We start from the raw sequence: 25,277 nt of genomic DNA on the forward strand, positions 1-25,277 counted from the left end.
TGGTGGTGGAGTGTTAATTACTGTGTGGCGTAAATATATTGTGATTGCTCCTGTGAGTGTGAGCATAATTTTTCTAGCTACTGGTTGTATGGAAGATAAAGCTTCTCAGTGTCAACGACTAATTCAAGTCGTGAATGCGGGTAATGCTTTAATAGATTATAATAAAGGTCAACAAGTAACAACAAGTTTACAATTATCTAAGGATTTAGTAGCAATCACACAATCTTTAAGAGAACTCAACTTATCAGATCCTAATTTAAAAGAGATTCAAAGCGGATTTAAGAACGTTTTCCAAAATCTCAGTCAAGCGATCGCCAAAGCATCAAATGCCCTAGGTGACGCTAAAGCAGCCGAAGCATCACCATCTGGTAGAGAAACATTACAAAAAGCCAGAAAAGAAATTGAAACCGTACTCACAGGAGCCGCTACAACTGCTGGTAAGGAGTCTGATGTACTCGTCAAACGACTGAATCAGTATTGTACTCAGCCAGAATAATTGAGGGTGATCTGTGCCAAAATTCTGGAATCCAACCTAACCAGATTGTAACTTATTTTATCGCTAGGAACAGAGCAAGATTGAGACAAATATCTATTTGAAGTTCTTGGTAGGAGAATTGACTACTAAGAACTTCTTTTTCTTAAAGATTATTTATCAAGTAAAAATATAGATATATTGCCATTAAAAAGTTATGACAGCAGAATTAATAACCAAAATTTTGCAGGTTTTAAGTAGAAACATGAGGTGGATGACTTGGAATCTATTTCTAGCTTTTATACCTTTAGCTTTAAGTGTTTGGCTGTTTCGCACTAGACGCGGACGCTCTTGGGTATGGTGGTTAGGATTGTTAGTTTTCTATGCCTTCTTACCAAATGCTCCGTATTTATTAACTGATGTTATTCACTTAATTCATGACATCCGGACAATTCAATCTGTGTGGATAATTACCTTGGTACTAATTCCTGTGTATTTACTGGTGATTTTGGCTGGATTTGAAGCTTATGTCATATCTTTAATTAATCTTGGTTACTACTTACACCGCATTGGTAAAACTCAATGGATTTTATGGATTGAGTTAATTACTCATGCTCTTTGTGCTATCGGTATTTATTGGGGTCGTTTTTTACGTTTCAACAGTTGGGATTTTATTACTCAACCAGATGCTTTACTAACTACAGGTGTAGAAGAACTGTTAGGAAAACAACCTTTAATAATTATCGCGGTCACGTTTGTTGTACTTCTAGTTTTATACTGGATGATGAAACGAGTAACCCTAGGCTTGGTGATGCCAAAAAATACAATAAGGGGAATAAACTCAGATTAAACTGATACTAATACACCCAATATAGGTTAAAAGTAAAAATTAACAGCTAATATGGCAGTCTTGTAGAGTGCGTCAGACTGCTTAAATGCTGTCAATAAACTTATGCTTGATATCTGACGCACCCTACTAATGTCTTTATCCGCGTTTATCTGCGTCCATCTGCGTTCAATTAGCTTGATATTTGCTTCTATCCAGGGTCAAATTAAACTGTTAATCATGCTCAAAATCATGATGAATTGTCACTGTTGACATAAAATCACTGGACTTACCATTTTTAATCGCATCAAAAGTACCTTTGATAGTGCCAGCGATGGGAACAGCAACCAGCGCACCCAGTAAATTTGCTATTTCATATCCCATCAAAATAGCCACAAAAATCCAGATGGGATTCAAGCCGATAAAGTTGCCCAGTAACTTGGGAGACAATAGGTTATCTTTTATCTGTTGCATGAGAATGGCAGCGATCGCAACTTGAACAGCTAACCACCAATTTTGTAATAGCACTAAAAGGGTGACAGTCCCAATACCCAGAGTAGCCCCAATAAAGGGAATAAGCTCAGAGATGCCAATGAGTACAGCAAACAATAAAGCAAAGGGTACTCTAAGAATTAAAAAAATGGGTGTCAGCACTACAACCATGAATAGTGCTAATAATATCTGACTGAGGAAGAAGTTTTGGAAATTTAGCTGTAAAGATTTAGTCAGGGGGATACCGATATTAGCAGGTAGGAGATTGATTAAACCATACCAGACGCGATCGCCATACAACAGCATATAAAATGCCAACACCACCACCAAGACAAAATTCAGCAATCCTGAGAGCAAAGTTCCCGCTAACCCGACTGCACCCCCAGCTAACTGCTGAACTACATTCTGAATACTGGCATTGATTTGATTACTCAATACCCTCAAATCAATAGGTAAGCGTCGTTGTTTTGCAAACGCTTCCAACTGCACCAAGTTTTCTTGACTACTACTTAACCAATCAGGAATTTTATTTAATAGTTGAATAGTTTGGTCAATCACCATTGGTACTAGAGTCACACCCAAAATGCTAAAAAGAGTTAAAGTAAAAAGTAAAACGATAATTACAGCTTGGGTACGACTGATTCTCGCCCGTTCAAAGAATTTCACAGGATAATTCAATAAAAAAGCTAAAATCGCCGCACAACTCAAAATAGTAATCGGGTGCTGAAAGTAACTAAACAGAACAGATAACAGCCAAACATTCAGAGCGACGATAGGGCCGCTCAGACCATAAAATAATAAACGTTGAAGGGATGGCGAACGGCGCATCTGACGCAATCGCTTTTTATTACTCCTATAGTTAATAGTCAAGAGTCAATAGTCAACAGTGATTTTCCTAGGCTCTAGTATTACCTCGCCAGGCTCCTGCCTTCTTTGATAACATATTTGACATTAAGGAAACAAATGACAATGGACAGAACCATAGCCGACCTTCGCAAAGACTATACCTTGCAAGGTTTGAGCGAAACCGAGGTTAATCCTAATCCTTTTATACAATTTAAACAGTGGTTTGATCAGGCATTATCAGCCCAACTTCCCGAACCCAATGCTATGACTATTGCCACAACTACACCAGATGGGAGTCCTTCGGCTAGAATGGTGCTGCTCAAAGATTTTGATGAGAGGGGTTTTGTTTTCTTCACCAACTATAACAGCCGCAAAGGACAAGAACTAGCGGAAAATCCCCAAGCAGCTTTGGTTTTTTGGTGGGCAGAATTGGAACGTCAAGTCAGAATTGTCGGGCGTGTAGAGAAAACTTCTGAGGCGGAATCAGATCAGTATTTTTACAGTCGTCCGGCTAACAGTCGTTTGGGTGCGTGGGCTTCTGATCAAAGTGCAGTTATCGCTAGCCGAGAAGTTTTAGAACAGCAGATGCAGGAATTGCAGAGTAAATATGAAAATCAGGAGATTCCCCGCCCACCCCATTGGGGAGGTTTGCGGGTGATCCCCACAGAAATTGAGTTTTGGCAAGGACGCTCTAGTAGATTACACGATCGCTTACTTTATACTCGTTTAGATGATAATAGCTGGAAAATTCAGCGTTTATCACCGTAATTCTACAGACGCGATTCCTCGCGTCTTTACTCAGTTTTAGGCGCAAACTGTAATTTGGGATCAGGCATAAAAGTATATCTGAGATATATGCCACCCCAAACCAACAAAATAATTAATAAGCCACCAATTCCTAAAGGACTAGGTAGCCAAAATACCACTTCTATGTGGTTGAGTTCACCGGGTTGGAGTTGCCAGACTAATTGATTACCTTGTTTCTCTGGTACGATGGCATTTTCTGTGACTGGTATGTTTTTAGCACCCCAAGGAGTGTTTAACCCAAATTCTAAATTGAGAATAGAACCAGCATCAGCTAAAACATTACCTTTGCTAGAAATTAAGGTAAGCGATCGCAAGTCTAAATCATAAATTAATTTGTTGCGTACTACTAATAAAAAATTGTTTTGGAACAAGAGAAAGTTTGACTCAATTTTGGGTAATTCCGAGTTATATTCTGCTGGTTCACCTTTAGTCTTTTGCTGATGATTAGAATTAAAGAACTCATTAAATTTAGTTTGTAATTCCTGACCATTAGTAAAAGGAATTGTTACCACAATTTCCTCGTTAGAAATACGCTTAGTCTTACCTTCTAATCTGCGAGCGCGTTTTTCTATACTATTTAACCATTCATATACATAATCACCGCTAAAGCTGGTCAGCCTTTCTCCTATTTTGATATGCTGTACGAATTCACCACTATTAGAGTTGTGAAAATTCACCCCTACATCATAATTTACACAACCAGATAATAGCAGCGATATTAACAAGATAAATGGCATAATCTTGCGACCATACAATTTTACTAACATTAATTGCAATGGTCTAATTAACGCCATTAACCATCTTGTCAACATAGAATAATTCATGAAATATGCTCCTCAGAGAAAAATCAATATTCTAGTCATTGTTGACACAAGCCCAACAAATATTAGTTTTGAATTTTGAATTTTGTAGCTTGCTTCTCTTACGAGACGCTACCGCGCTCGCGCAGCGTATCCGTAGGATTCACCCGTAGGGTATTTTGAATTTTATAGTCCTTGCCAAACCAAGTAAGAAATCGTCAAACCAATGGCAACTAACGCCGCCCAGATAAAGCGATTGTCTTTAGTATTAACCTGACTCAAATCAACAAATTCAACTTCAGCAGGTTTGCGGGCGGGAGATTTGCGGGGTTTGGCGGCTATACGGATTTTGGCTTCGTTATCAGAGAGTGCAGCTAAATCAGGAATTTCCGTCATCCAATTACTGGGACGTTTTAGCTTTGGTGCTTGCAGAATGTAAACTAATCTGCGGGCTTGCTCACGAGTCTCTGAGTGGGGATGACGACGGAGTTGTTGACATAGTGCGATCGCATCTTCTGTACGTCCAGATGCTTCATAGGCTGTCACTAACCATATATCAACTTCGCCACCCAAACGGGAGTTACGCTCTAATAAAGCCCTTGCTTTTTCGAGATTTTCGACAGATTCACGATATTTGCCATTTTCAAAGGCGATTTTACCTGCTTGATATCTCGTTCTAGCTAATTCTAAACTTTCTGTACTCACCACTGTTTACTCACCAATCAGCACTGCTTTCATTTTGCCAAGGCTGTGAATGTTGTTGATATCTTTCTTGGGGACTGGGGACAAATCAATTCAAAATTCAAAATTCAAAATTCAAAATTAAAGAATTCTGGGGAAAAATCTCCCCACCCTCCCCTACCTCCCCTACTCCCTCATCCTCCTCATCTCCCCCATCTCCCTCATCCTCCTCATCTCCCCTAACCGGAAGTAATCTGAGAACCGAGAATCATTGTCCCGATACCGATATCTGTGAAGATTTCCAGTAATAGGGCGTGGGGAATACGTCCGTCGATGATGTGGGCTGCACGTACTCCTTGAGCAAGCGATCGCACACAACAATTGACTTTGGGAATCATTCCGCCACTGACTATCCCATTAGAAATTAACTCCCGCGCTTCCCGAATATCTACTTTGGGTATTAAAGTGGAAGGGTCTTTATAATCTTTTAAAATACCTCTGGTGTCGGTCAATAAAATTAACTTTTCTGCCCCTAAAGCGGCGGCAATTTCTCCGGCTACTGTATCGGCGTTAATGTTATAAGCTTGTCCCGTTTCATCGGCTGCAACGCTAGAAACTACAGGAATATAGCCATGAATAGCCAGAGTTTCGAGAATTTTGATATTAACATTACTGACTTCTCCTACAAAGCCAATACCTTCTTGACCTTGGGGACGGGCAGTAATTAAGTTCCCATCTTTACCACACAGCCCGACAGCCAAACCACCAGCTTGGTTAATTAAGGCAACAATTTCCTTATTAACTCTACCTACCAGCACCATTTCCACAACATCCATTGTGGGTGTATCTGTGACACGTAAACCATTCTTAAATTGTGGTTCGATGCCCAGTTTATCTAACCAACTGTTAATTTCTGGGCCGCCACCGTGGACTAAGATTGGTCGTAAGCCAACGCAGGATAAAAAGACAATATCGCGGATAACTTTGTCTTTGAGGGTGCTGTCTTTCATAGCAGCACCACCATATTTAACAACAACAGTGCGACCGGCGAATTGTTGAATATAAGGTAGTGCTTCACTTAGCACTCGTACCCGCGTCGCTTCAGTTTGCCTGATGTAATCAGTATCGTTGACCATCATGAACAGAGGTTGAGACTTACATACTTATGCAGTCAGTGTAGAAGACTTTTCCACCCGCCACAATCTTTGATTACATATCTTCTTTTTGACTCTTGAGTGGGGACTGGGGACTGTTGACTGTTGACTAATAACTAATGACTAATGACTAATGACTATTTCAACACACTGGGAATAGCCGCCATTACTTTGTCAGCAATTTGTTCTGGTTTTTCTCCCGCAACCACAGAGATTCGTAAATCTGCTTGGGCGTAAAGTGGTGTGCGTTGTTCGAGGAGCGATCGCAGTTTACCTTGAGGATCAGCATCTTGCAATAATGGTCTTGTGTTATCCTCAGCTAAACGGGTATAAAGTAACTCCACAGGTACATCTAGCCAGACAATTAAACCGTGATGCAAGTAACTCCAGTTTTCGCGCCGCAGCACAATACCCCCACCTGTAGCGACAGTCAGCTTAGTATAGGCGCAAATTTGCGCTAACACATCACTTTCTAACTGACGAAATGCTGCTTCGCCTTCTTCCGCAAATAACTGATTAATAGATTTTTTCCCGGCTTGGACAATTACATCATCGGTATCCACAAACCCATAACCTAATTGTTTTGCTAGTAATTGCCCTACTGTGGTTTTACCAGATCCCATCATCCCAATTAGGTATAGGTTAACTCCTTGCAACAAACTACTCACTCTACTTTCAAACTCCGTTTTTAGACGACTTTCTTCGGCTTGGTTTTGGTGTTGTGTTGTCCCAGGTGACTGCATAAATCAGCAGTCTTCTATTTCAACACATAAAATTTTCCTATAAAAATTTTCCTATATTAGTTACTTAGTTGTATACTCCATCAATGCTGATGTTTGAAAGAACTTGCCAGCTTGCTTGGTAATAAATCTATTACTTCTGAGATTCATCTGTGTGAGAGTTTGGACTAGCATCCTAGTGTATTATTTCTGCTGATATTTGAGCTAATATCCCCTCTAGGGTAGGTGAAAGGGGTAGCGATCGCCAAATACCATAATCAAATTCTTCTGGAATCTTTTGTCTAACTTCGCACAAAAGGCTGTTTTTCCAATCCCACCCATGCCCAAGATTAACAATAGGCGACTGTTTAATTTTTGCGATTTCTGTTTTCCCTGAAAACGTCTAATATCAATAGCTACAATCCCATTCCTCAAAGTAGCTAGTATATTTATCTGTTGTTTATGTATTTAATGTCACTTAGGCAATAGATTAATAATTTTCTGTGTAAGTCAGAAGTAATCAAGAATCAATTTTTTTCTCTTTAATTTCCTAACTTTTGTGAGTTGACGTAGTAGAGATTAATTGGTTATGGTTAGACTTAATGGAAAATTCATACAACTTGTTGGAAACTTTAAGCGTAAACTTGCCGTCAACCACAACTAGGATAACTCTAACCTGAGTAGCGCGGTTTTTTAGTGCAAATTACGCAGTTTGATACAGCACGATATGACGATTGTCAACTTTAGTTATGGCAAACTCTATCAATAAATGATTGCATCTCAAGGTGTGAAAAATGACTCAATTTCTCAAACTCTTAAAAAATTTGGTGACTTGGAAGGTTGAGGCATAAATAATACTGCATATCTTACGGTCGTTAGACCAGATTAATTTAATGTGGTGTGTAATGAGGCATCAACCATGACTCGAATTCGTGACGTTGTGCAACAAGCTTTAGTAACTGGCTATCTAACGATAGAAGCCGAAAATCAACTACGGCATCTGTTAACTACTCAGTATGACCTAGAAGATTTTAACGCCTTTATGAATTTGCAAGAAGCTGCTATGAACGGTATAGTCAAGCAAGAATCTCGCGAACGCTGCGGCATTGCATAAGTCTAGCTTTATTTGGAAGATTGATCATCTTCCCAATCATCATCTTCAAAAAATCCCCAGTCATCATCATCGGCTACATCATCAGCTACATCTTTGGCTGGTTGTTGATAGGGGGGAATAATCACTCGGTAATCAGCATCATAGACTGATTCTGTCTTACCTGCGGCAGTATTTTTTGGCTCACGGTAACTATAAGAATAAAAAGAGCCAGACTGAGAACCACTTTTGGGCTGTTGTGGGCGTTCGTAGGTAGCAGAATCTTGAAATGACTGAGCTTGAGAACTGGGTTGAGGTGCTTTCGGTGGCTGTTCTGCCACATCCCAATCATCGTCTTGATGATTAGGGGTTTCCCAATCATCAAACTCGTTATTAGTGGCGTACTCCGTTTGACTAGCTGCCTGTGAAGAATTGGATGGCGGACGTGTAAATTCTGGTTGGCGGCTAGCGGTAGTACGTCGAGAATTGGTAGTTGATTTCCAGGGGCTTTGGCGTGGTGTTCCCCCAAAATAATTAGATAAATTAAACAAGCTGGTGATTAATAAAGATGTGCCAGCACCAGCAGCTGTGCTAAACAAAATCCACATCGCCAGGGGTATCGGCTGGCTACGCATACCTAGAAATACTAGGGATAAAACAGGCGACCAATTTTGGACTAACAAAAGTGTTAGTCCTCCCATGATTGCGATTAAAAGAATTAAACGAATTAAAGTCATAAGTAAGGGAAGCAGGGGAGCCGAGGGAGCCGAGGGAGCCGAGGGAGCCGAGGAAGCAGGGGAGAAGAACTTTTACCTAGTCAACCGTCCCCCATTTTGAATTTTGAATTGATCTGTCCCTACTCCCTCTTTCATATTTACTTTTACCTTTTTACTTACTTCCCTGCCAGCGTTGAATGGGTATGCAATCAATATCCAGTTGATCTAAAGTGCGAGCCACTACAAAATCAACTAAGTCCTCGATAGTTTGAGGATGGTGATACCAAGCCGGTATGGCGGGTACAACCCGGACTCCGGCTTCTGCTAAGGTAGTTAAGTTCCGTAGGTGAATTAGGCTAAAAGGAGTTTCGCGGGGGACGATGACTAACTTGCGTCCTTCTTTGATTTGGACATCGGCAGCCCGTTCTAATAAGTCGGAACTCAAGCCTCCTGCTAACTTTGCCACGGTACTCATACTACAAGGAATCACAATCATCCCCAAGGTACGAAAAGAACCACTGGCGATATTTGCTCCCACATCACTCCAAGGATGACAGCGCAGTTTACCTGCAAGGGGAACTTCAGCTTGTTCTCGCCAGAATTGTTCTTGTGTGGTTGGTTCTGATGGCATCCGAGTTTCCTGTTCGGCTTGCCAAACCATGTATGTTGATTTAGAGGCTACTAATTCAATTTCATAGTCTGCCGCCAGCAGATATTTCAAGGCACGAACGGCGTAAATCAGTCCAGATGCTCCTGATACGCCGATAATTAAGGGTTTGTTATGATTTGTCACCGTTGCTTAATAAAAATTTACTCATCTTCAGCATAAGGTTCTAAATCATCTGGTTCAAGTTCGTTTCTGAGGTAGATATCCGCCGTGTCACCATTGACACCACCCATACCTAAACCTTTGGCTAAACCATCATTACCTACGGTGACTAAATCTATTTGCTGGCGATAGTAATCGACACTTTTGACTTGGACAGCGACGCGATCGCCTAATCTATAAGAAGCGCGATTTTTCCGGCCAAACAGTGCTTGTTGTCTAGCGCGGTACTCATACCAATCATCTTTGAGGGAACTAACGTGTACTAATCCTTCTACCCGTAAAGGTACGCCAGGACTACCTGCGGTTTCGGACTCGGTGATTGGTACTTCAATTTCCACAAAGAAACCGTAGGATTGTACGCCAGTAATCACACCTTGGAACACTTGCCCAATGCGTTGTTTCATTAATTGGGCTTTTTGTAGTCCGGCTAAATCGGCTTCGGCTTCTTGAACTTCTTTTTCCCTATCGTTGATTTGGACAATTACCCTTGTTAATTCGCTTTGTAGTTCCTGTTGTAATTCTGGCGGCAGGACGTTCCAGTTAATTTCCTCGTGGCTAGAGGAGTGACGCAGGTTTACCCGTTCTTTCACACGGGTATTACGGCGATCGCGTCCGTGTTCTAGTAGCTGATAGTACACTCTTTGCATCAGTAAATCTGGATAGCGTCGCAAGGGAGCAGTACAGTGGATGTATTGCGGTAGTGCTAAACCAAAGTGATTACCCTTGGTAGTGCTGTAAACTGCTGGCTTGAGGGTATCTTGCAACAGATAAGTCAACACTTGCTCTGAGGGAGATTCAGCAAACGCCCGGATCAGGTGTTGATAATCTAAAGGTTCAATTTCTACTTCTGATTCTAGTCCTAGTTCTACACCCAAGTTAATCGCTAACTTCAACATTTCCTGCACATCTTCTGCATCCGGTGTACCTTGTGTGCGCCAGATTGCCGGAATGCCTAAAGCACTCAAATGTTGTGCCATCAGTTGATTCGCCAAGAGTACGAATTCTGTAAATAGCGATCGCACCGGGGAATCATCCATAACTACCGCCCCCAAAATTCCTTCATCAAAATAGGGGTTTTGAGTTGAGGGTAAATTTAACTGCAAGCTACCACGGGCAAGGCGGGTTTTTCTCACAGTCTTAGAAATGCTGTACAAATTATGTAGTAGTTCAATTACCTCTGGGGATTCTTTGATGACTTCTCCTTCCAGAATTGCTTCGGCTTGTTCTTGGGTGACGGATGTATCTACATGGATAACGCTGGGTTGAATTTCCCAGTCTAAAACCTCACCTGACTGAGAAGAGAAAGTCATTAAAAACGAAATTGCCAAGCGATCGCTATTCGGCACTAATGAACAGCGTTCAGCTACAGCATCCGGTAACATAGGTAATACTAAGTCACCCAAATAAACTGATCTACCACGTTTAATCGCCTCTCTGTCTAAAGCTTCATCAGGTTGCACATAATGAGAGACATCAGCGATGTGAAAACCTAACTGCCAATTGCCGGAAACGGTTCTGGTTAAACTGAAAGCATTTTCTACTACATGAGGATCATTATTTACTTCTGTGAGCGTAATAGTAAATAAATTACGTAAATCTAGTTTGTTTTTCAGGTCTGCTTTCAGTAACTTTTTGGGTAACTTTGATGCTGCTTCTAATATTGACTCTGAGAAAGTCCGGGACAAATCATGTTTACAGGTAACTAAATCTATATCAGCTGCGGCTTCGGCATCGCTGCCGAGGATTTGCACGACTCTCCCTAGGGGCGGATATTGGGCTAGAGGATAGCGTAGCACTTCTACATGGGCCAGGTGATCGAGGGCTTCCTCTAACTTCATGCCATTAACTAAAAGTTTCAGTTCAAACAGCAGACGATCATCTAAGGGAACAGCACGGAAACCCCCTTCTACCTGTTTAATCCGTGCTAGTAAAGTATGATTGGCACGTTCTAAAATTAACTTGACTTCGCCTTCGGGAGAACGGCGACGACTACCTTCTTTGAGAACTCGGACTAAAACGCGATCGCCATTCCAGGCATTACTTAAATGACTTTCCCGAATATAAATATCCTCTGCCCCTTCGACATCTTGGATAGCAAAGCAAAAGCCTTTACTCGAACAACGTAGCTTGGCTTCAATCAGTCCTTCTTCTGTAATGCGGCGATACTTACCCCGTTCCTTCACCAACAGCCCGATTTTCTCCAATACCTCCAAAGTAATGTGGAGTTTTTCTAAACTATCTTCATCCTCGCATCCTAGTTTCTTTTCCAAAACTTTGCGAGCTACCAATTTATCATCGGTGAAATTGGCAAGGAGTGTAGCGATTGAAAATTCCATGCAGTGAACCGACCTTTGGTCAAAACGTCATTGTTTGTTGAATCTGGTACTGTGTTGTACACCCTCACGGCCTACAGTATATTAGCTGGAAACGAAATACCCTAAGTCAGGGTTCCCGAAGTTCCAGTCAAAGAAGCTAGCCCACCCTAGCGGGAAGATGCTTGTGAACCAGACGCTCTTGCTAGCTTGCTTCTCCGGAGGAGTACATCCGTTACGAACTTCTCACTGCACGACAATTTCAGAGTTAACCTGCGTTGGAGTCCCTTTACCTCACCAAACTCATAGATTACGCCTGATGCCAATTGTTTTCACAATAGTAATCACGCCAATGGCTTTGATTTCTGGGTGGGGAGAACTCTCCACATTACCCAAAAAAGCGGTACATCGTGAAAAACACAGGTGTTTGATTGTCTAGCTTCAAGGTACTTTTACGCCATCAGACTCTGATTTTTTACTAGGAGAAACTGCCGAATCAACCCATTTGCCCATACGTAGAATCAGTAACAATTGGGTGGCAGCTTAACAAGCAGTGAGGGCGAACCTTATCTCCATTATTGTAGATTTAGAGCGCACTTCGAGAAAATAGTTCTGAAGAGCGAATTGGGTAAATAGTATAGCATTAATAGTCACGCCACTGAGAGTTAATCTACCAAAGCGCGAAATTAGTCTTGTCAAAAGCTACTGCTAAAATTGGGACATCCGAGACAGATGATCATCTGCTTTTCTCCCCAAAATTTCCGGTGGTAGTCATAGGTAAAAATAACTATGCAACACCAGGGCCTAGGGTGCTTTGCTTTATCGCTAGCAATTTTTATAGGGTGGGTATTGTTCTTAGCTAAATTTTGAATTACTTCACACCCCTGATTCTTTAGATTTATATTGGTGGCAAGATGATGTTGGCTCAATTCCAGAGCTTGTATCCCAACGGCAGTTTAATTGCTGAATTAGTGCAAATTTTTCAAGGTAAATATGTCGTCAGGGCAAGTGTTATCATTGAAGGTGTCACCCGTGCGACGGGTATGGCAGCAGCTGAAACCATAGAAGCAGCAGAAGACCAAGCCAGAACTAGAGCATTGATGGTGTTGGGAATGACAAACACCCCCCAAACATCCGTAACCGGGACTGCTCAAGGGGTATCTCCAATACAGGTGAATTCTGTTGTCAATCAGCCTGGCTATGCTACGCCTCAAGACAGTAATTTTGGTAGTAATCAATGGTCAAAGACGAGCGATCGCACTCAAGATACCATCAACCGCTTTTCCCCTACAACTCATGCAGGTAGCCATAGCATAAATGACACCCCAAGTCAAGAATTTAGTCCCAGTTTACCTGCGACTAGCTACCAAGAACCAGAATATGATCCTGCCAGCGAAGACCTGCAAATGATGTCAGCTAGAGAGCTAGATACTGCTTCCTCTGTTGATGTCACAGCTAGTAATGTCACACCCTTTACACCCCGTAGCTACAATACCCCAGAAAACGTGACTAATTTACCCAGCCCAGGCAAGAAAAAGAAAAAAGCTGAACCTGTAGATTTATCTGATGTCATAGCCAAAACCGATGTCGAACTGCAACGCCTAGGCTGGACACCAGAACAGGGTAGAGAGTATTTAATTAAAACCTACGGTAAACGAGGGCGGACTTTACTTACAGAGGAAGAACTGCACAGTTTCCTCAAATACCTAGAATCTCAGCCTGATCCCATCGCCGGGTTTTAAATTAGTCAATTCCCCTCCTTACTGACAGGGAGGGGTTAAGGATAAAGTGATTATTGACTTACAACTGCTACAGGACGACTACCTGCTGAGTGACGGTCAATCACTTGGTCAATTAAGCCGTATTCTTTGGCTTCATCTGGCGACATAAAGAAATCACGTTCTGTGTCTTCGGCAATGCGCTCAATGGGCTGACCTGTGTGTTCGGCCAAATAATCATTTAACCGTTGTTTGTGGTATAAAATTTCTCGCGCCTGAATTTCGATGTCAGTAGCTTGACCTTGTGCGCCGCCTAAAGGTTGGTGGATCATAATCCGCGAATGGGGTAAACTCATCCGCTTGCCTTTAGTACCAGCACTGAGGAGAAATGCTCCCATACTGGCAGCTAATCCGGTGCAGATGGTACAAACATCAGGGCGAATCTGTTTCATGGTATCAAAAATACCCATGCCAGCAGTCACAGAACCACCAGGAGAATTTATATACAAATAAATATCTTTTTCTGGGTCTTCAGCATCCAAAAACAGTAATTGGGCAACTATCAAGTTAGCCAAATTACTGTCAACTTGTTGACCCAAAAAGATAATCCGCTCACGCAACAGGCGAGAGTAAATATCAAAAGCGCGTTCACCGCGACCCGATTGTTCAATGACGATAGGAATAGTCATGCAGCGTGCTTGTAGCTATTTTGAATACTATTTTATCGAGGACAACACCTTTCTGGGTGGGAATAGGCCATAGGGAATAGGGAATAGAGGAAAAATCAGACCTGACTATGGGGTGTTGAGCCGCCTCATCCCAAGCTGAGGTCATTTCTTCTATGGTTTGGTAGATGCCAAAAATCCTGATTGGCACTTTTTATAGTGAGAGTACGTCTAAAGAATTGACTATGCTGGTTATTTCTCACAAATCCGATAAACCCAGAGTACGAGGTGTAGTTAAATTCGCCAATCTCACTAGCAATGCTATCAACTGAGGGAGACCTGCCATGCCAAAAAGACTTGTGCAAGCCACCATCATAACTTTCTTACTTTATATTATTGCAGGACTCAGCCCCAATACGAGACTGCAAACCAGGGCGGGTTCACCCTCAACGGAAACGCCAGCACAAATCATTAGTATGTTGTTGCGTTCTCGCAATTAACCACGCTCACCAACAAGTTAAAACAACTTTTTCCACCCGACTCCTCACTCCCTCCTTACTTAATGTGTTTCTTAGGAGATATATATTCAGACATTGAGGTAAACACTGACAACAGGTAAACTGGGCTAAGAAGGCAACTACCGAATCTCAGCTATGACTAATCGCCTTGCTCACGCTCAGAGTCTTTACTTACGCAAACACGCCGAAAACCCGATTGACTGGTGGCCTTGGTGTGATGAAGCTCTTGCAACTGCAAAGGCAGAAAATAAACCGATTTTTCTGTCTATTGGTTATTCCAGTTGTCACTGGTGTACTGTGATGGAAGGTGAGGCTTTTTCTGACTTGGCTGTAGCTGAGTATATGAATGCTAATTTTTTGCCTATCAAGGTAGATAGGGAAGAAAGACCAGATATTGATAGCATTTATATGCAAGCTTTGCAGATGATGAGTGGTCAAGGTGGCTGGCCTTTAAATGTGTTTCTGTCACCAGAAGATTTAGTACCGTTCTATGCTGGGACTTACTTTCCTTTAGAACCACGCTACAACCGTCCTGGTTTTTTGCAAGTGCTGGAAGCTTTGCGCCGCTATTATGATACAGAAAAAGAAGATTTACGCGATCGCAAGGCTGTAATTCTGCAATCTCTCCTCACTGCTGCGGCTTTACAAACTGACGCTACACAAGCAGCACAAGCACAGGAATTACTGCGACGCGGTTGGGAAACTAGCACGGGAATTATTACCCCTAATCAGTATGGTAATAGTTTTCCGATGATTCCCTACACAGAATTAGCTCTGCGGGGAACTAGATTTAATTTCTCATCTCCCTATAATAGTCAGGAAATTTGCACTCAGCGCGGGCTAGATTTAGCTTTGGGCGGCATTTATGACCATGTAGCCGGAGGTTTCCATCGCTACACGGTTGACCCTACGTGGACAGTCCCGCACTTTGAAAAGATGCTCTATGATAATGGTCAGATTGTCGAGTTTCTGGCGAATTTGTGGAGCGCGGGAATACAAGAACCGGCATTTACTAGGGCTGTAGCTGGTACTATCGAATGGCTACAACGGGAAATGACAGCACCACAAGGTTATTTCTATGCGGCTCAAGATGCTGATAGTTTTAGTAATCCTGGGGAAACTGAACCGGAGGAAGGAGCTTTTTACGTTTGGAGTTACACTGAGCTAGAAGCATTATTAGCACCGACAGAATTAGCAGAATTACAACAGGAGTTTACTGTTACTGCTAATGGTAACTTTGAAGGTAAGAATGTTTTGCAAAGACGTAATCGAGGGCTGTTAAGTACAACTGTCGAAACGGCCTTAGATAAATTGTTTACGGCTCGTTATGGTACTGCACCTGATGCTTTAGAAACTTTTCCCCCAGCGCGTGATAATCAAGAAGCTAAAACTCTGAATTGGCCGGGACGCATTCCTTCAGTTACAGACACTAAGATGATTGTAGCTTGGAATAGTTTGATGATTTCGGGGTTGGCAAGGGCTGCGGCAGTGTTCCAAGAACCGTTGTATTTTGAGATGGCAACACGGGCAGCGAATTTTATTTTAGAGCATCAGTTTGTGAATGGACGATTCCATCGACTAAATTATGAATGTAAGCCGAGCATTATCGCACAGTCTGAAGATTATGCGCTGTTTATTAAGGCTTTGTTAGATTTACAGACTTGTGTTCCTGAGCAGAGGTTTTGGTTAGAAAAGGCGATCGCTCTACAAACTGAGTTTAATGAATTTCTCTGGAGTGTAGAATTAGGCGGTTATTTTAATACAGCTAGTGATGCAAGTCAAGATTTAATCGTGCGGGAACGTAGCTATGCTGATAATGCTACACCATCAGCCAACGGAGTGGCGATCGCTAACTTAGTGCGTCTAGCATTGCTCACGGACGACCTGCATTATCTCGATTTAGCCGAACAAGGTTTAAAGGCTTTTAATAGTGTAATGCAACAAGCACCCCAAGCTTGTCCCAGTTTATTCACGGCGTTAGATTGGTATCATAACTGTACTTTAATTCGTAGTACCACGGAGCAAATCAAGCTTTTAATACCGAAATATCTACCAACGGCTGTGTTTAGTGTGGTATCTAATTTACCAGCAGGTAGTGTTGGTTTAGTTTGTCAAGGTTTAAAATGTCTTGCTCCCTCTGAAAGTATCGAGCAAATGTTAGAGCAAGTGCAGCAGAGTCAAAATAGAGGTTAGTTGATGCAGATGAAAAATACTCTCACTGCTATTGTTTTAGCAGGTGGTAAAAGTTCTCGGATGGGTGAGGATAAAGCTTTGCTGACCTGGGAAGGTGTACCATTATTGCAGAGGGTGTGTAGTGTAGCGGCGAGTTGTGCTGAGACTGTTTATGTAGTCACACCTTGGCCAGAACGCTATCAACACTTAGACTTATCCCATAGCCAATTTATTCCAGAAGTCCCTATCACCTCATCCCAGGGGCCTTTAGTTGGTTTTGCTCAAGGTTTGACACAAGTACAAACTGAGTGGGTGTTGCTACTAGCTTGTGATTTACCGAAATTGCGGGTTGAGGTGTTGCAAGCTTGGGCGGCTGAATTGGATAATGTAGAAGATGAGGCGATCGCAACTTTAACTCAACACTCAAAAGGCTGGGAACCCTTGTGTGGTTTTTATCGCCGTCGCTGTTTAGCGCAACTATTAGAGTTTATCAATCAAGGCGGGCGATCGTTCCAACAGTGGCTTCAGCATTATCCTGTACACATTTTACCCTTACCAGCACCGTCTATACTGTTTAATTGCAACACCCCAGAAGATTGGGCTTTGCTCACAGATTAAAAATCAAACTTTCTCCTCACGACAGATAAATGTAAAAATTTTTACCTTTATAAATTTTAAATACAGTATGTTTTGTTATCTATCAAACATTACTTACTCACGCTATTCCTGTATATTAAATACAGCTTTTCTCAAAAACCTTGTATACATAAAGGCGAGTAGCACAGTCATCTGATTTTCGGGGATTTTGACTGATGTGCTTACTCGCTTTTTTTTACAAATATGTTTTCGTAGTAATATAGCGTTTTCTAGTCTAATGAAGTACCAACTTATCTGCGTTTATCTGCGTCCATCTGCGTTTAATTCTGACTAACTGTACCTTACTTGAATGCGAATAGTTATAGGAATCATATTTGATTTCTGAAAAAAACTCAGTACACCTCTGTTCCCTGTTCCCTGTTCCCTGTTCCCTACCTACACAAATAATTTTATTAATCAAATCGGATTCCTATATATAGTATTCTTGATGTCATCTCATGCAACCTAAAAATTTGCTAGTTGCGTCACTCCTGTTTCAATATTGCTTACAATTAAAATAAACACGAAAGAATTTTAATATGCTTCGTCGTTGGATATCATCAGCCTTAGCAATTTTATTGAGCATAATTATTAGTGCTTGTGCAACTGCAACTACTCAACAGTCATCAGCACCAATTACTAATAATACTGAAATATCTCAACCAGTTTCTCAGCAATTACCAACAGTCAAAGCCAAAAGAGTTGTTACTCTCTCATCTTTGGCTACAGATATTATCTATCAACTGGATAAAACAAAACTTGTAGGTATTAGTGGTAGTACATTATTTAAAAATGACTCACGCTTCCAGAACATTCCGCGTGTCAGTGAAGGTCAAACTCCGCCCAATTTAGAAAAAATTGTAGCACTCAAACCAGATTTAGTCATTGGTGCAGCAGGATTTTCTAACCCAGCAATTGAACGACTCCAACAATTAGGAATTCCTACTTTATTAACGCAAGTGAATACTTGGGAATCTTTAACAGCACTGACTAAACAACTAGCCCAATTAATTGATGCTAATCCTCAGCCTTTATTAGACCGTTACCAAAGTTTTTTACCAGATAAGGTTAACCAGAGTCCTTCTACTTTAGTTCTGGTGAGTATACAACCAATTTTAGCACCAAATAAAAACAGTTGGGCAGGAGATTTATTAGAGAAATTTCAAGCGAAAAATTTAGCAGCAGAATTACAAGGTAAAAGTCCAATTGCGGGTTATGTCACACTTTCGCCGGAGAAAGTTGTAGCAGCAAATCCTGATGTGATTCTAGTAATTAGTCCGCCTTCTGGTGGTTCAGAAACAGGAGTGTTAGATAGTTTTAAAAAAGAAGCTTTTTGGCAAAAACTGCAAGCGACTAAAAATAATCGTGTCTATGTTTTTAATTATTACGGTTTAGTGAATCCTGGTAGTATAGATGCGATTGAAAAGGCTTGTCAGCAGCTTAAACAAGATTTGCAATTAACCAGTTTGTAGTAAGGACTTTAGTCCTTACAATTAAAATAAGGGCTAGAGCCGCTTACTACGAACTACATAATTTTTAATCTTTGGTTTGTAGTAAGGACTTTAGTCCTTGCAATTGAAAGAAGGGCTAAAGCCCTTACTACGAACTAAATCATTCACTGTTTTTGATTAACTAAGCTATTTTTCTCAGGTTTGCTAAAACCACCAGTTAAGCTACGGAAATACAAGCCTCCTACAGTGAGTAAAAATATCAGATATCCTACTGCTTGTATCAGGTAAAGATGTTCTCTATAGCCAAATAAAGATTTGAGAATTATGCCAGGGAACTGTCGATCTGGTAAGATTTTGTCAGTGTTCCAGACCATTGGCCCTAAAATGCAAGAATGAATTTTGGTAAAGTGTTCGTAATAAAAACACAGACTTTCTGAAGCGCGACTGCTGAGTGCTAGGTTAGCTACAGCATCATCAAAATGTTTTAACGCTGAAACTACTAAGCCGGCGACAATCAAAACCAATAATACACCCATGACTTGGAAGAATTGGCGAATATTGATTTTGACACCTAATTTAAATAAGAGTACACCTATGGCTGCGGCTGAGGCTAAACCTGCAAGTGCGCCGACTGTAGGTATTAGTCCTTGTTGAAAGTTGGCGGCGATAAATAAGACTGTTTCAAAGCCTTCACGCACAACAGCTACTAAGATTAAACTAAAGACTCCCCAACCAGCATGAGAATTTTTTCCTAAAGCTTCGTTGACTGCGCCTTCCACTTGGGCTTTCATGGATTTAGCTTGCTTTGTCATCCAGATTAGCATCCAACTGAGCATGGCGATCGCTAACACACTAAACACACCCTCTAGCATTGGCTCAACTACAGAGGTGTATTGTGGGTTTGCTGCTCCTATGGCTGTAATTAACCAACTGAATAGTACACCGATGAGCGCACTGACCACAATCCCCACGCCAATACCAGCATATACCCAAATGTTGAGGCGGGATTGTTGAGCTTTTTTCAACAGTGCTAACACAATACCCACCACTAAAGCAGCTTCTACTCCTTCGCGGAGTGTAATTACAAATGTTGGTAGAGCCGTGCTAAAGTTCATTATGATTTAGTCATTAGTCATTGGTCATTAGTTGTTAGTCCATAGTTTTTAGTAAACAGTAGTTGACTATGGACTATGGACTATTTAGTGTTAGCTGAAGTCGCGTAACATCTTTTTCAGTTCGAGGTTATGCAATTCTTCTTGCCCGATCATTGTACGGGCAAATTCTTCTAAATAAATACTAGCATCGGCAACAGTCTCTAAGAGATTTTTATACATTTCCAATGCTTTTCTTTCGTGGTTTAAGCTTTCTTCCAAGATATCTTTCACAGAATGCTTAAAGGTTTCTTCCATTGGGGCGATTCTTAAGGTAGGATGTCCATCTAATCCTGTAAGAATTTCGCCTACTTGTTGAGCATGAAGTAAAGATTCGCTGGCCTGAGCTTTGAAAAAGGCTACAATGGGAATGCGATTAGGGCCTGTTACCATCAGGGAATAGTGGGTGTAGCGCACTACTCCGGCGAGTTCAAATTCCATGATGGCGTTTAATAAGTCGATGGTCTTTTGTTGGTCAAGCTCTTGCATTTGTCGTTAGTTACAATTACGAAGGGAGTGTTATGAGTAAGGATTTACTGGTGTACTTGGAAAAAGTATCTTACTGCTTACTCATTTTAAACGTCTTAGTTTGTAGCTGATGGTACTTGACAATACTATCTTTGTGCTTGGCTGTTAGATTGAGCAATGACTTTTTGAGAATTCACTTCAATAGTCTTCACTAGCTGAGTCACTTCGTCCGGTGTTTTTACGGGTTCAGCATCAAATTCATAAATGGTTGCGCTACCATTGCTGATTGGGCGGATTCCATTTGTCTCCTTTGCTCAGGGTGACGTTATTGGGCATGGAATTTAACCACGGTAATTAAATTGCAAATTATTTGCAACTATCGAATTGTATGTTATAGGAGTTAGGAGTTATTGTCAATGATTGTCAAGTGGTGGGTTTTGAGAGGTTAAACGCGGAGGTACGCGGAGGAAACGCGGAGGTACGCGGAGGGTTTTTCGTCGATTGCTTACGTGAATACATTTAGGTTAAAGTATTTATTTATAGTAGTAATTGAGAAGATTATGGGTAGATATTTTCTGGGGTGATTTTCTCTGGAGTTCCTGTAAGCTCTACAAGAGGTTTTAGAGATGAAAGTCTCAAAAGCTCTTGGTAAGCTTTAATGCAGTGGTTTTAGTTAAGTTCTGATTCTGGATATGAGGAATTGTCTGGAATTTTTAATTTTTCCTGGTGAGTTGTTGTCTCTGGAGGTTGCTGGGTTAAACTATTTTTTTGAACTAATTTTTTTGAGGTATAAAGTGTGCTGAGAATGGTTCTCACTTCAAAACCTGTGTCGCTCATCCTGATGGGAGTGTTGAGTTTTTATATGGTTGTGAGCGCGTCTGCTCCTGCCTATGCTATGCACGTTATGGAGGGTTATTTGCCAGCAGGATGGGCGGTGTTTTGGTGGGTGGTGGCTTTACCGTTTATACTTTTGGGTGTGCGATCGCTCTCTCGCATTACTCAGGCTAATCCAGAGTTAAAGTTACTTTTAGCTTTGGCAGGGGCTTTTACTTTTGTTTTATCGGCGTTAAAATTACCTTCGGTAACAGGTAGTTGTTCTCATCCGACTGGTACGGGTTTGGGTGCTGTGTTATTTGGCCCTTTGGCTATGTCGGTTTTGGGTACGCTGGTTTTAGTGTTTCAAGCTTTATTATTGGCTCATGGTGGTTTAACAACTTTGGGAGCAAATGCTTTTTCGATGGCGATCGCTGGCCCTTTTGCGGCTTACTGGATCTATCATTTAACAATGCAGTTCACTGGTAAGCAAAAAATCGCTATATTTTTAGCCGCAGCTTTAGCAAATTTGCTCACCTATCTGATTACTTCTGTACAACTTGCTTTGGCTTTCCCCGCACCCGTGGGGGGATTTGTCGCTTCATTTTCTAAGTTTGCCGGAATTTTTGCAATTACACAAGTACCCTTAGCTATTAGTGAAGGATTGTTAACTGTGTTGGTGTGGAATTGGTTACAATCCTATAGTCCTCAAGAATTAGAATTATTGCAATTAATTAGACGGGAATCTCAAACCCATGAATCAATCTAAGTCAGGAATCAGTAATTGGTTATTATTGCTAGGAGTTATTATTTTATCAGTCACGCCTTTAATATTTTTAAAAGGTGCAGAATTTGCGGGTGCTGATGGACAAGCTGAAGAGGTAATTGGGGAAATTAAACCTGATTATCAACCTTGGTTTAAACCTTTATTTGAACCCCCAAGCGGTGAAGTCGAAAGTTTATTATTTAGCTCACAAGCTGCTTTAGGTGCGGGAATTATCGGTTATGCAATTGGTTTATATAAGGGACGTTCCCAGCAGCAAAGGAATAAGGAATGAGCCTGCAAATCGATACACTGGCTTATACTAATAAATTACGGCGATTAGCACCAGTGCAAAAATTACTGTTTGCGATCGCCTTACTGATTATATCAAATTTGGCTCATCCACCTGTGCAGATTTTAATCGCTGTTTGGATGAGCGTTTGGACAATTTTTTACGCAGGTATTCCCGCTAAAATCTATTTAAAATTAGTCTATATTCCGATAGTCTTCTGGTTAACCAGTTTACCCGCTTTAGTAATTAATGGTGTGCATATTCACCAGTTCAATTTAATTCAAGGTGATACTATTACAGGTTTAGATATTGGTGGTTATTACTTATATATTAGCAAGCAGGGAATTGAGCAAGCAGGGAGTATTTTAACGCGAGCGATCGCAGCTATTTCTTGCTTCTATTTTATCATGTTAACCATCCCCTTTACTGACTTATTACAAATTTTAAAACGTGTAGGTTTACCGATACTAATCACAGACTTACTATTACTCATGTATCGGTTTATTTTCGTCCTATTAAATACAGCATCAGAGTTATGGATAGCTCAACAATCTCGTAGTGGCTACCGTACATTTAGCCTGAGCATAAAGAGTTTATCATTGTTAATTGGGCAGTTATTCCAACGCACTCTCGAAAAATATCGTCAAGTTTCTCTTAGTTTAGAATCGCGTGGGTTTAACGGTGAGTTTCAAGTTTGGCATTCCTATCGTTATCATCTCTCTAGAAGGTACGCAATAGAAGCTATTCTGGGATGTTTACTATTATTAGAATTAGAATTTAAAATTGCTGTTTTATAACAGTATTTCTGAAAAATTATGCAGCAATCATTACTAGAATTCCTTGATGTACAATATAGTTATCCTGGTACACACAAAGCAGCATTGCAAAGAATGACGCTGCGAATACCATCAGGAAAAAAATGTGCATTAATTGGAAGAAATGGTTGCGGTAAAACTACACTATTTTTATTAGCTAACGGTCTATATAAACCCCAAAAAGGTATAATATCTTGGCAAGGTCAGCCTTTACAATATGACCGTCGTTATCTGATGAATTTACGGCAAAAAATCGGGCTAATCTTTCAAAACCCCGAACAACAGTTAGTAGCTTCTACCGTTGAAGAAGATATTTCCTATGGTTTATGTAATTTAGGCTTGCCAAAAGCGGAAATTCAACAACGAGTTGAACAAGCTTTGAGAGAATTTGAACTAACTGAATTAGCTGATAAACCTGTACATCATCTGAGTTTAGGACAGAAAAAGCGAGTTTCTTTAGCTGATGTCATGGTGTTAAATCCAGAATTATTATTATTAGATGAACCAACCGCTTATCTAGATAAACCCCAAACTCGTAATTTAATAGCCAGCTTGCAAAAAATTCACGCATCCGGTACAACTATCCTCATGGCTAGCCATGATTTAGACTTTGTTTATAGCTGGGCAGACTGGATTTTTGTGATGGATGAAGGCAAATTAGTTTTAGAAGGACAACCACAGGATTTATTTGCCCAGAAAGATATTTTAGAACAGTTACAATTAGGTTTACCTCTGATTTACGATATATTATTTTCTGAAAATAAAACTCAAGAAGAGTTAAGTTTAGAAAAGTTACGCCAAAAAATATTAAATATGTTGCTTTAGTTCTTTTGTTCATCCATAGCGTCAAATCCAGATCCCCGACTTCTCAAAGAAGTCGGGGATCTATCTTATTTTGTAGTGAAATCAATAAAAGTTAACAACTTGCTAAATAAGTACATTATTTGATGTGTATTTTATTGCGAATATTCCCTGAGTATCAGGCTAAAATCCCCCAATAGGGCATTGAAAACAAATGAGAAATATTGTTTTTTATAAGTTTGATGCCTAAAATTGCACAGTTTTAATAAAGGGCAGATTATGCACATACCTGATGGATTTGTTTCTGTACCCGTGGCTGGGGCTACTGGTTTAGCCAGTGCTTTAGCATTGTTTGTGGCGTGTGAGCGATCGCAAGAAGCCTTTGGTATTCGTCGCGCCCCGTTACTGGGTTTAACTACCGCCTTCATCTTTGCGGCGCAAATGATTAATTTTCCGGTTGCGGGTGGTACAAGTGGTCACTTGCTGGGAGGAACGTTAGCAGCAATTATTTTGGGTAGTCCTTGGGCTGGTATGCTTTGTATGGCCACAGTCTTCATCATCCAAGCTGTATTGTTTGCCGATGGTGGGATCACCGCTTTGGGAGCTAATATTTTAAATGCGGCAGTAATTAACGTTTGGGTAGGCTGGATATTAACCCAAACTTTACAAAGGTTATTCGGTGGTTCTAAAGGACGCTTACCTTTAGCTGCGGGAATTGCTGCGGGTGTCAGCGTCGTCGTAGCATCTATAGCTTGTGCGATCGAATTACTGCTTTCGGGAACTGCTTCCATAGCCGTTTTACCAGCAATGGCTGGTGTTCATATCTTGATAGGTGTAGGTGAAGGCTTAATTACTGGCGGTGTGTTGACTTACCTAGCCAAAGCACGCCCAGATTTACTACCAGGGGAACAGGAAGAAATGCGTGGCTGGTTAGTACCTGTAGTTAGCATTGTCTTAGTAGCTGGGTTACTATCATTGGTAGCTTCAGCTTGGCCTGATGGTTTAGAAAGAGTAGCCGAAGACTTAGGTTTTATCGACTTAGCCGAACAGGTGCGGGTAACAGTACCAACACCCTTAGCAGACTACGGAATTGAAGGTTTAGGTGTGATTGGTACAAGTATCGCTGGGCTTGTAGGTGCGGCGATTTGCTTCGCTGTCGCCTTTGGCATCGCCAAAATCGTCAGTCCGAAGAGTGCTTAATCTGGGGACTGGGGATTGGGGACTGGGGATTGGGGACTGGGGAAGACAATGGAGAAATTATTGAAGAGTC

At 41.1% G+C, this 25,277-nt stretch carries 26 protein-coding genes; 14 read left to right on the plus strand and 12 right to left on the minus strand.

What is annotated here, in order from left to right; genetic code table 11:
• The first annotated feature begins 16 nt into the window (after window positions 1-16).
• Together A3775_RS06935 and A3775_RS06940 are read left to right on the plus strand one after the other, a co-directional pair.
• Window positions 17-496: a hypothetical protein gene (locus A3775_RS06935; RefSeq protein ID WP_066378233.1), complete on the plus strand. Its 480-nt coding sequence runs from the start codon at window positions 17-19 to the stop codon at window positions 494-496.
• A 193-nt stretch (window positions 497-689) separates the two neighbouring features.
• Window positions 690-1,322 carry a DUF1361 domain-containing protein gene (locus A3775_RS06940; RefSeq protein ID WP_066378159.1) on the plus strand — a complete coding sequence of 211 codons (633 nt, stop codon included), beginning with the start codon at window positions 690-692 and terminating at the stop codon, window positions 1,320-1,322.
• A 210-nt stretch (window positions 1,323-1,532) separates the two neighbouring features.
• Here A3775_RS06940 and A3775_RS06945 read toward each other — a convergent pair whose 3' ends face one another.
• The gene (locus A3775_RS06945; RefSeq protein WP_066378156.1) at window positions 1,533-2,618 is read right to left on the minus strand and encodes an AI-2E family transporter; all 1,086 of its coding nucleotides are present in this window, start codon (window positions 2,616-2,618) and stop codon (window positions 1,533-1,535) included.
• 141 nt (window positions 2,619-2,759) lie between these two features.
• Here A3775_RS06945 and pdxH point away from each other — a divergent pair, with 141 nt between their 5' ends.
• A complete protein-coding gene (gene pdxH, locus A3775_RS06950; protein WP_066378154.1) occupies window positions 2,760-3,404 on the plus strand; it encodes a pyridoxamine 5'-phosphate oxidase in 645 nt (214 codons plus the stop codon).
• A 26-nt stretch (window positions 3,405-3,430) separates the two neighbouring features.
• On the opposite strand, the gene A3775_RS06955 is transcribed toward pdxH, so the two are convergent.
• The 4 genes from A3775_RS06955 to A3775_RS06970 all read right to left on the minus strand — a co-directional run bounded on the left by A3775_RS06955 (window position 3,431) and on the right by A3775_RS06970 (window position 6,746).
• Entirely contained in the window at window positions 3,431-4,210 is a 780-nt protein-coding gene (locus tag A3775_RS06955) for a DUF3153 domain-containing protein (RefSeq protein ID WP_369817212.1), read from the minus strand.
• 219 nt (window positions 4,211-4,429) lie between these two features.
• Window positions 4,430-4,948 carry a hypothetical protein gene (locus A3775_RS06960; RefSeq protein ID WP_066378230.1) on the minus strand — a complete coding sequence of 173 codons (519 nt, stop codon included), beginning with the start codon at window positions 4,946-4,948 and terminating at the stop codon, window positions 4,430-4,432.
• Window positions 4,949-5,163: 215 nt separating this feature from the next.
• Window positions 5,164-6,063, minus strand: a complete 900-nt coding sequence (gene argB / locus A3775_RS06965) for an acetylglutamate kinase (protein ID WP_066378152.1) — start codon at window positions 6,061-6,063, stop codon at window positions 5,164-5,166.
• Between the two features lie 152 nt (window positions 6,064-6,215).
• Window positions 6,216-6,746, minus strand: a complete 531-nt coding sequence (locus A3775_RS06970; protein ID WP_066378227.1) for a shikimate kinase — start codon at window positions 6,744-6,746, stop codon at window positions 6,216-6,218.
• 970 nt (window positions 6,747-7,716) lie between these two features.
• Here A3775_RS06970 and A3775_RS06975 point away from each other — a divergent pair.
• Window positions 7,717-7,911 (plus strand): hypothetical protein, encoded by a 195-nt coding sequence (locus A3775_RS06975; protein WP_066378145.1) that lies wholly within the window; start codon window positions 7,717-7,719, stop codon window positions 7,909-7,911.
• 8 nt (window positions 7,912-7,919) lie between these two features.
• Here the strand turns inward: A3775_RS06975 and A3775_RS06980 are convergent, their stop codons facing one another.
• The 3 genes from A3775_RS06980 to A3775_RS06990 all read right to left on the minus strand — a co-directional run bounded on the left by A3775_RS06980 (window position 7,920) and on the right by A3775_RS06990 (window position 11,768).
• A complete protein-coding gene (locus tag A3775_RS06980; RefSeq protein ID WP_066378142.1) occupies window positions 7,920-8,624 on the minus strand; it encodes a hypothetical protein in 705 nt (234 codons plus the stop codon).
• A 151-nt stretch (window positions 8,625-8,775) separates the two neighbouring features.
• The gene (locus tag A3775_RS06985) at window positions 8,776-9,396 is read right to left on the minus strand and encodes a flavin prenyltransferase UbiX (protein ID WP_066378138.1); all 621 of its coding nucleotides are present in this window, start codon (window positions 9,394-9,396) and stop codon (window positions 8,776-8,778) included.
• Between the two features lie 17 nt (window positions 9,397-9,413).
• The gene (locus A3775_RS06990; protein WP_066378135.1) at window positions 9,414-11,768 is read right to left on the minus strand and encodes a ribonuclease R family protein; all 2,355 of its coding nucleotides are present in this window, start codon (window positions 11,766-11,768) and stop codon (window positions 9,414-9,416) included.
• Between the two features lie 893 nt (window positions 11,769-12,661).
• On the opposite strand from A3775_RS06990, the gene A3775_RS06995 reads away from it, so the two are divergent.
• A complete protein-coding gene (locus tag A3775_RS06995; RefSeq protein WP_066378132.1) occupies window positions 12,662-13,486 on the plus strand; it encodes a hypothetical protein in 825 nt (274 codons plus the stop codon).
• 50 nt (window positions 13,487-13,536) lie between these two features.
• On the opposite strand, the gene clpP is transcribed toward A3775_RS06995, so the two are convergent.
• Together clpP and A3775_RS24585 are read right to left on the minus strand one after the other, a co-directional pair.
• Window positions 13,537-14,151: an ATP-dependent Clp endopeptidase proteolytic subunit ClpP gene (gene clpP, locus A3775_RS07000; protein ID WP_066378128.1), complete on the minus strand. Its 615-nt coding sequence runs from the start codon at window positions 14,149-14,151 to the stop codon at window positions 13,537-13,539.
• Window positions 14,129-14,338, minus strand: coding sequence for a hypothetical protein (locus A3775_RS24585; protein WP_197480104.1), 210 nt, complete (start codon window positions 14,336-14,338; stop codon window positions 14,129-14,131). The genes clpP and A3775_RS24585 overlap by 23 nt, the downstream gene beginning before the upstream one ends.
• Before the next feature lie 133 nt (window positions 14,339-14,471).
• Here A3775_RS24585 and A3775_RS24590 point away from each other — a divergent pair, with 133 nt between their 5' ends.
• The 4 genes from A3775_RS24590 (at window position 14,472) to A3775_RS07015 (ending at window position 18,925) form a co-directional block, all read left to right on the plus strand.
• The gene (locus tag A3775_RS24590) at window positions 14,472-14,627 is read left to right on the plus strand and encodes a hypothetical protein (RefSeq protein WP_197480105.1); all 156 of its coding nucleotides are present in this window, start codon (window positions 14,472-14,474) and stop codon (window positions 14,625-14,627) included.
• Between the two features lie 153 nt (window positions 14,628-14,780).
• Window positions 14,781-16,838: a thioredoxin domain-containing protein gene (locus tag A3775_RS07005; protein ID WP_066424342.1), complete on the plus strand. Its 2,058-nt coding sequence runs from the start codon at window positions 14,781-14,783 to the stop codon at window positions 16,836-16,838.
• A gap of 9 nt (window positions 16,839-16,847) precedes the next feature.
• Window positions 16,848-17,435, plus strand: coding sequence for a molybdenum cofactor guanylyltransferase (locus A3775_RS07010; protein ID WP_066424549.1), 588 nt, complete (start codon window positions 16,848-16,850; stop codon window positions 17,433-17,435).
• A gap of 557 nt (window positions 17,436-17,992) precedes the next feature.
• Window positions 17,993-18,925: an ABC transporter substrate-binding protein gene (locus A3775_RS07015; protein WP_066424343.1), complete on the plus strand. Its 933-nt coding sequence runs from the start codon at window positions 17,993-17,995 to the stop codon at window positions 18,923-18,925.
• A gap of 143 nt (window positions 18,926-19,068) precedes the next feature.
• Here the strand turns inward: A3775_RS07015 and A3775_RS07020 are convergent, their stop codons facing one another.
• Both A3775_RS07020 and A3775_RS07025 read right to left on the minus strand, forming a co-directional pair.
• Complete coding sequence (locus tag A3775_RS07020; protein WP_066424344.1) at window positions 19,069-20,019, minus strand: FTR1 family protein; 951 nt, start codon at window positions 20,017-20,019, stop codon at window positions 19,069-19,071.
• Between the two features lie 90 nt (window positions 20,020-20,109).
• Window positions 20,110-20,544 (minus strand): bacterioferritin, encoded by a 435-nt coding sequence (locus tag A3775_RS07025; protein ID WP_066378110.1) that lies wholly within the window; start codon window positions 20,542-20,544, stop codon window positions 20,110-20,112.
• Window positions 20,545-21,328: 784 nt separating this feature from the next.
• On the opposite strand from A3775_RS07025, the gene A3775_RS07030 reads away from it, so the two are divergent.
• The 5 genes from A3775_RS07030 to A3775_RS07050 all read left to right on the plus strand — a co-directional run bounded on the left by A3775_RS07030 (window position 21,329) and on the right by A3775_RS07050 (window position 25,207).
• A complete protein-coding gene (locus A3775_RS07030) occupies window positions 21,329-22,105 on the plus strand; it encodes an energy-coupling factor ABC transporter permease (protein ID WP_197480106.1) in 777 nt (258 codons plus the stop codon).
• Window positions 22,092-22,394, plus strand: coding sequence for an energy-coupling factor ABC transporter substrate-binding protein (locus A3775_RS07035; protein WP_066378107.1), 303 nt, complete (start codon window positions 22,092-22,094; stop codon window positions 22,392-22,394). The genes A3775_RS07030 and A3775_RS07035 overlap by 14 nt, the downstream gene beginning before the upstream one ends.
• On the plus strand, window positions 22,391-23,188 hold the full coding sequence (cbiQ, locus tag A3775_RS07040) for a cobalt ECF transporter T component CbiQ (RefSeq protein ID WP_066424347.1): 798 nt from the start codon (window positions 22,391-22,393) through the stop codon (window positions 23,186-23,188). The genes A3775_RS07035 and cbiQ overlap by 4 nt, the downstream gene beginning before the upstream one ends.
• An 18-nt stretch (window positions 23,189-23,206) precedes the next feature.
• Window positions 23,207-24,031 (plus strand): energy-coupling factor ABC transporter ATP-binding protein, encoded by an 825-nt coding sequence (locus tag A3775_RS07045; protein ID WP_066378100.1) that lies wholly within the window; start codon window positions 23,207-23,209, stop codon window positions 24,029-24,031.
• 255 nt (window positions 24,032-24,286) lie between these two features.
• Window positions 24,287-25,207 carry an energy-coupling factor ABC transporter permease gene (locus A3775_RS07050; protein WP_066424349.1) on the plus strand — a complete coding sequence of 307 codons (921 nt, stop codon included), beginning with the start codon at window positions 24,287-24,289 and terminating at the stop codon, window positions 25,205-25,207.
• The last annotated feature ends 70 nt before the right edge of the window (window positions 25,208-25,277 follow it).

It is taken from the genome of Anabaena sp. 4-3, assembly GCF_001597745.1.
Classification (GTDB): domain Bacteria; phylum Cyanobacteriota; class Cyanobacteriia; order Cyanobacteriales; family Nostocaceae; genus Trichormus.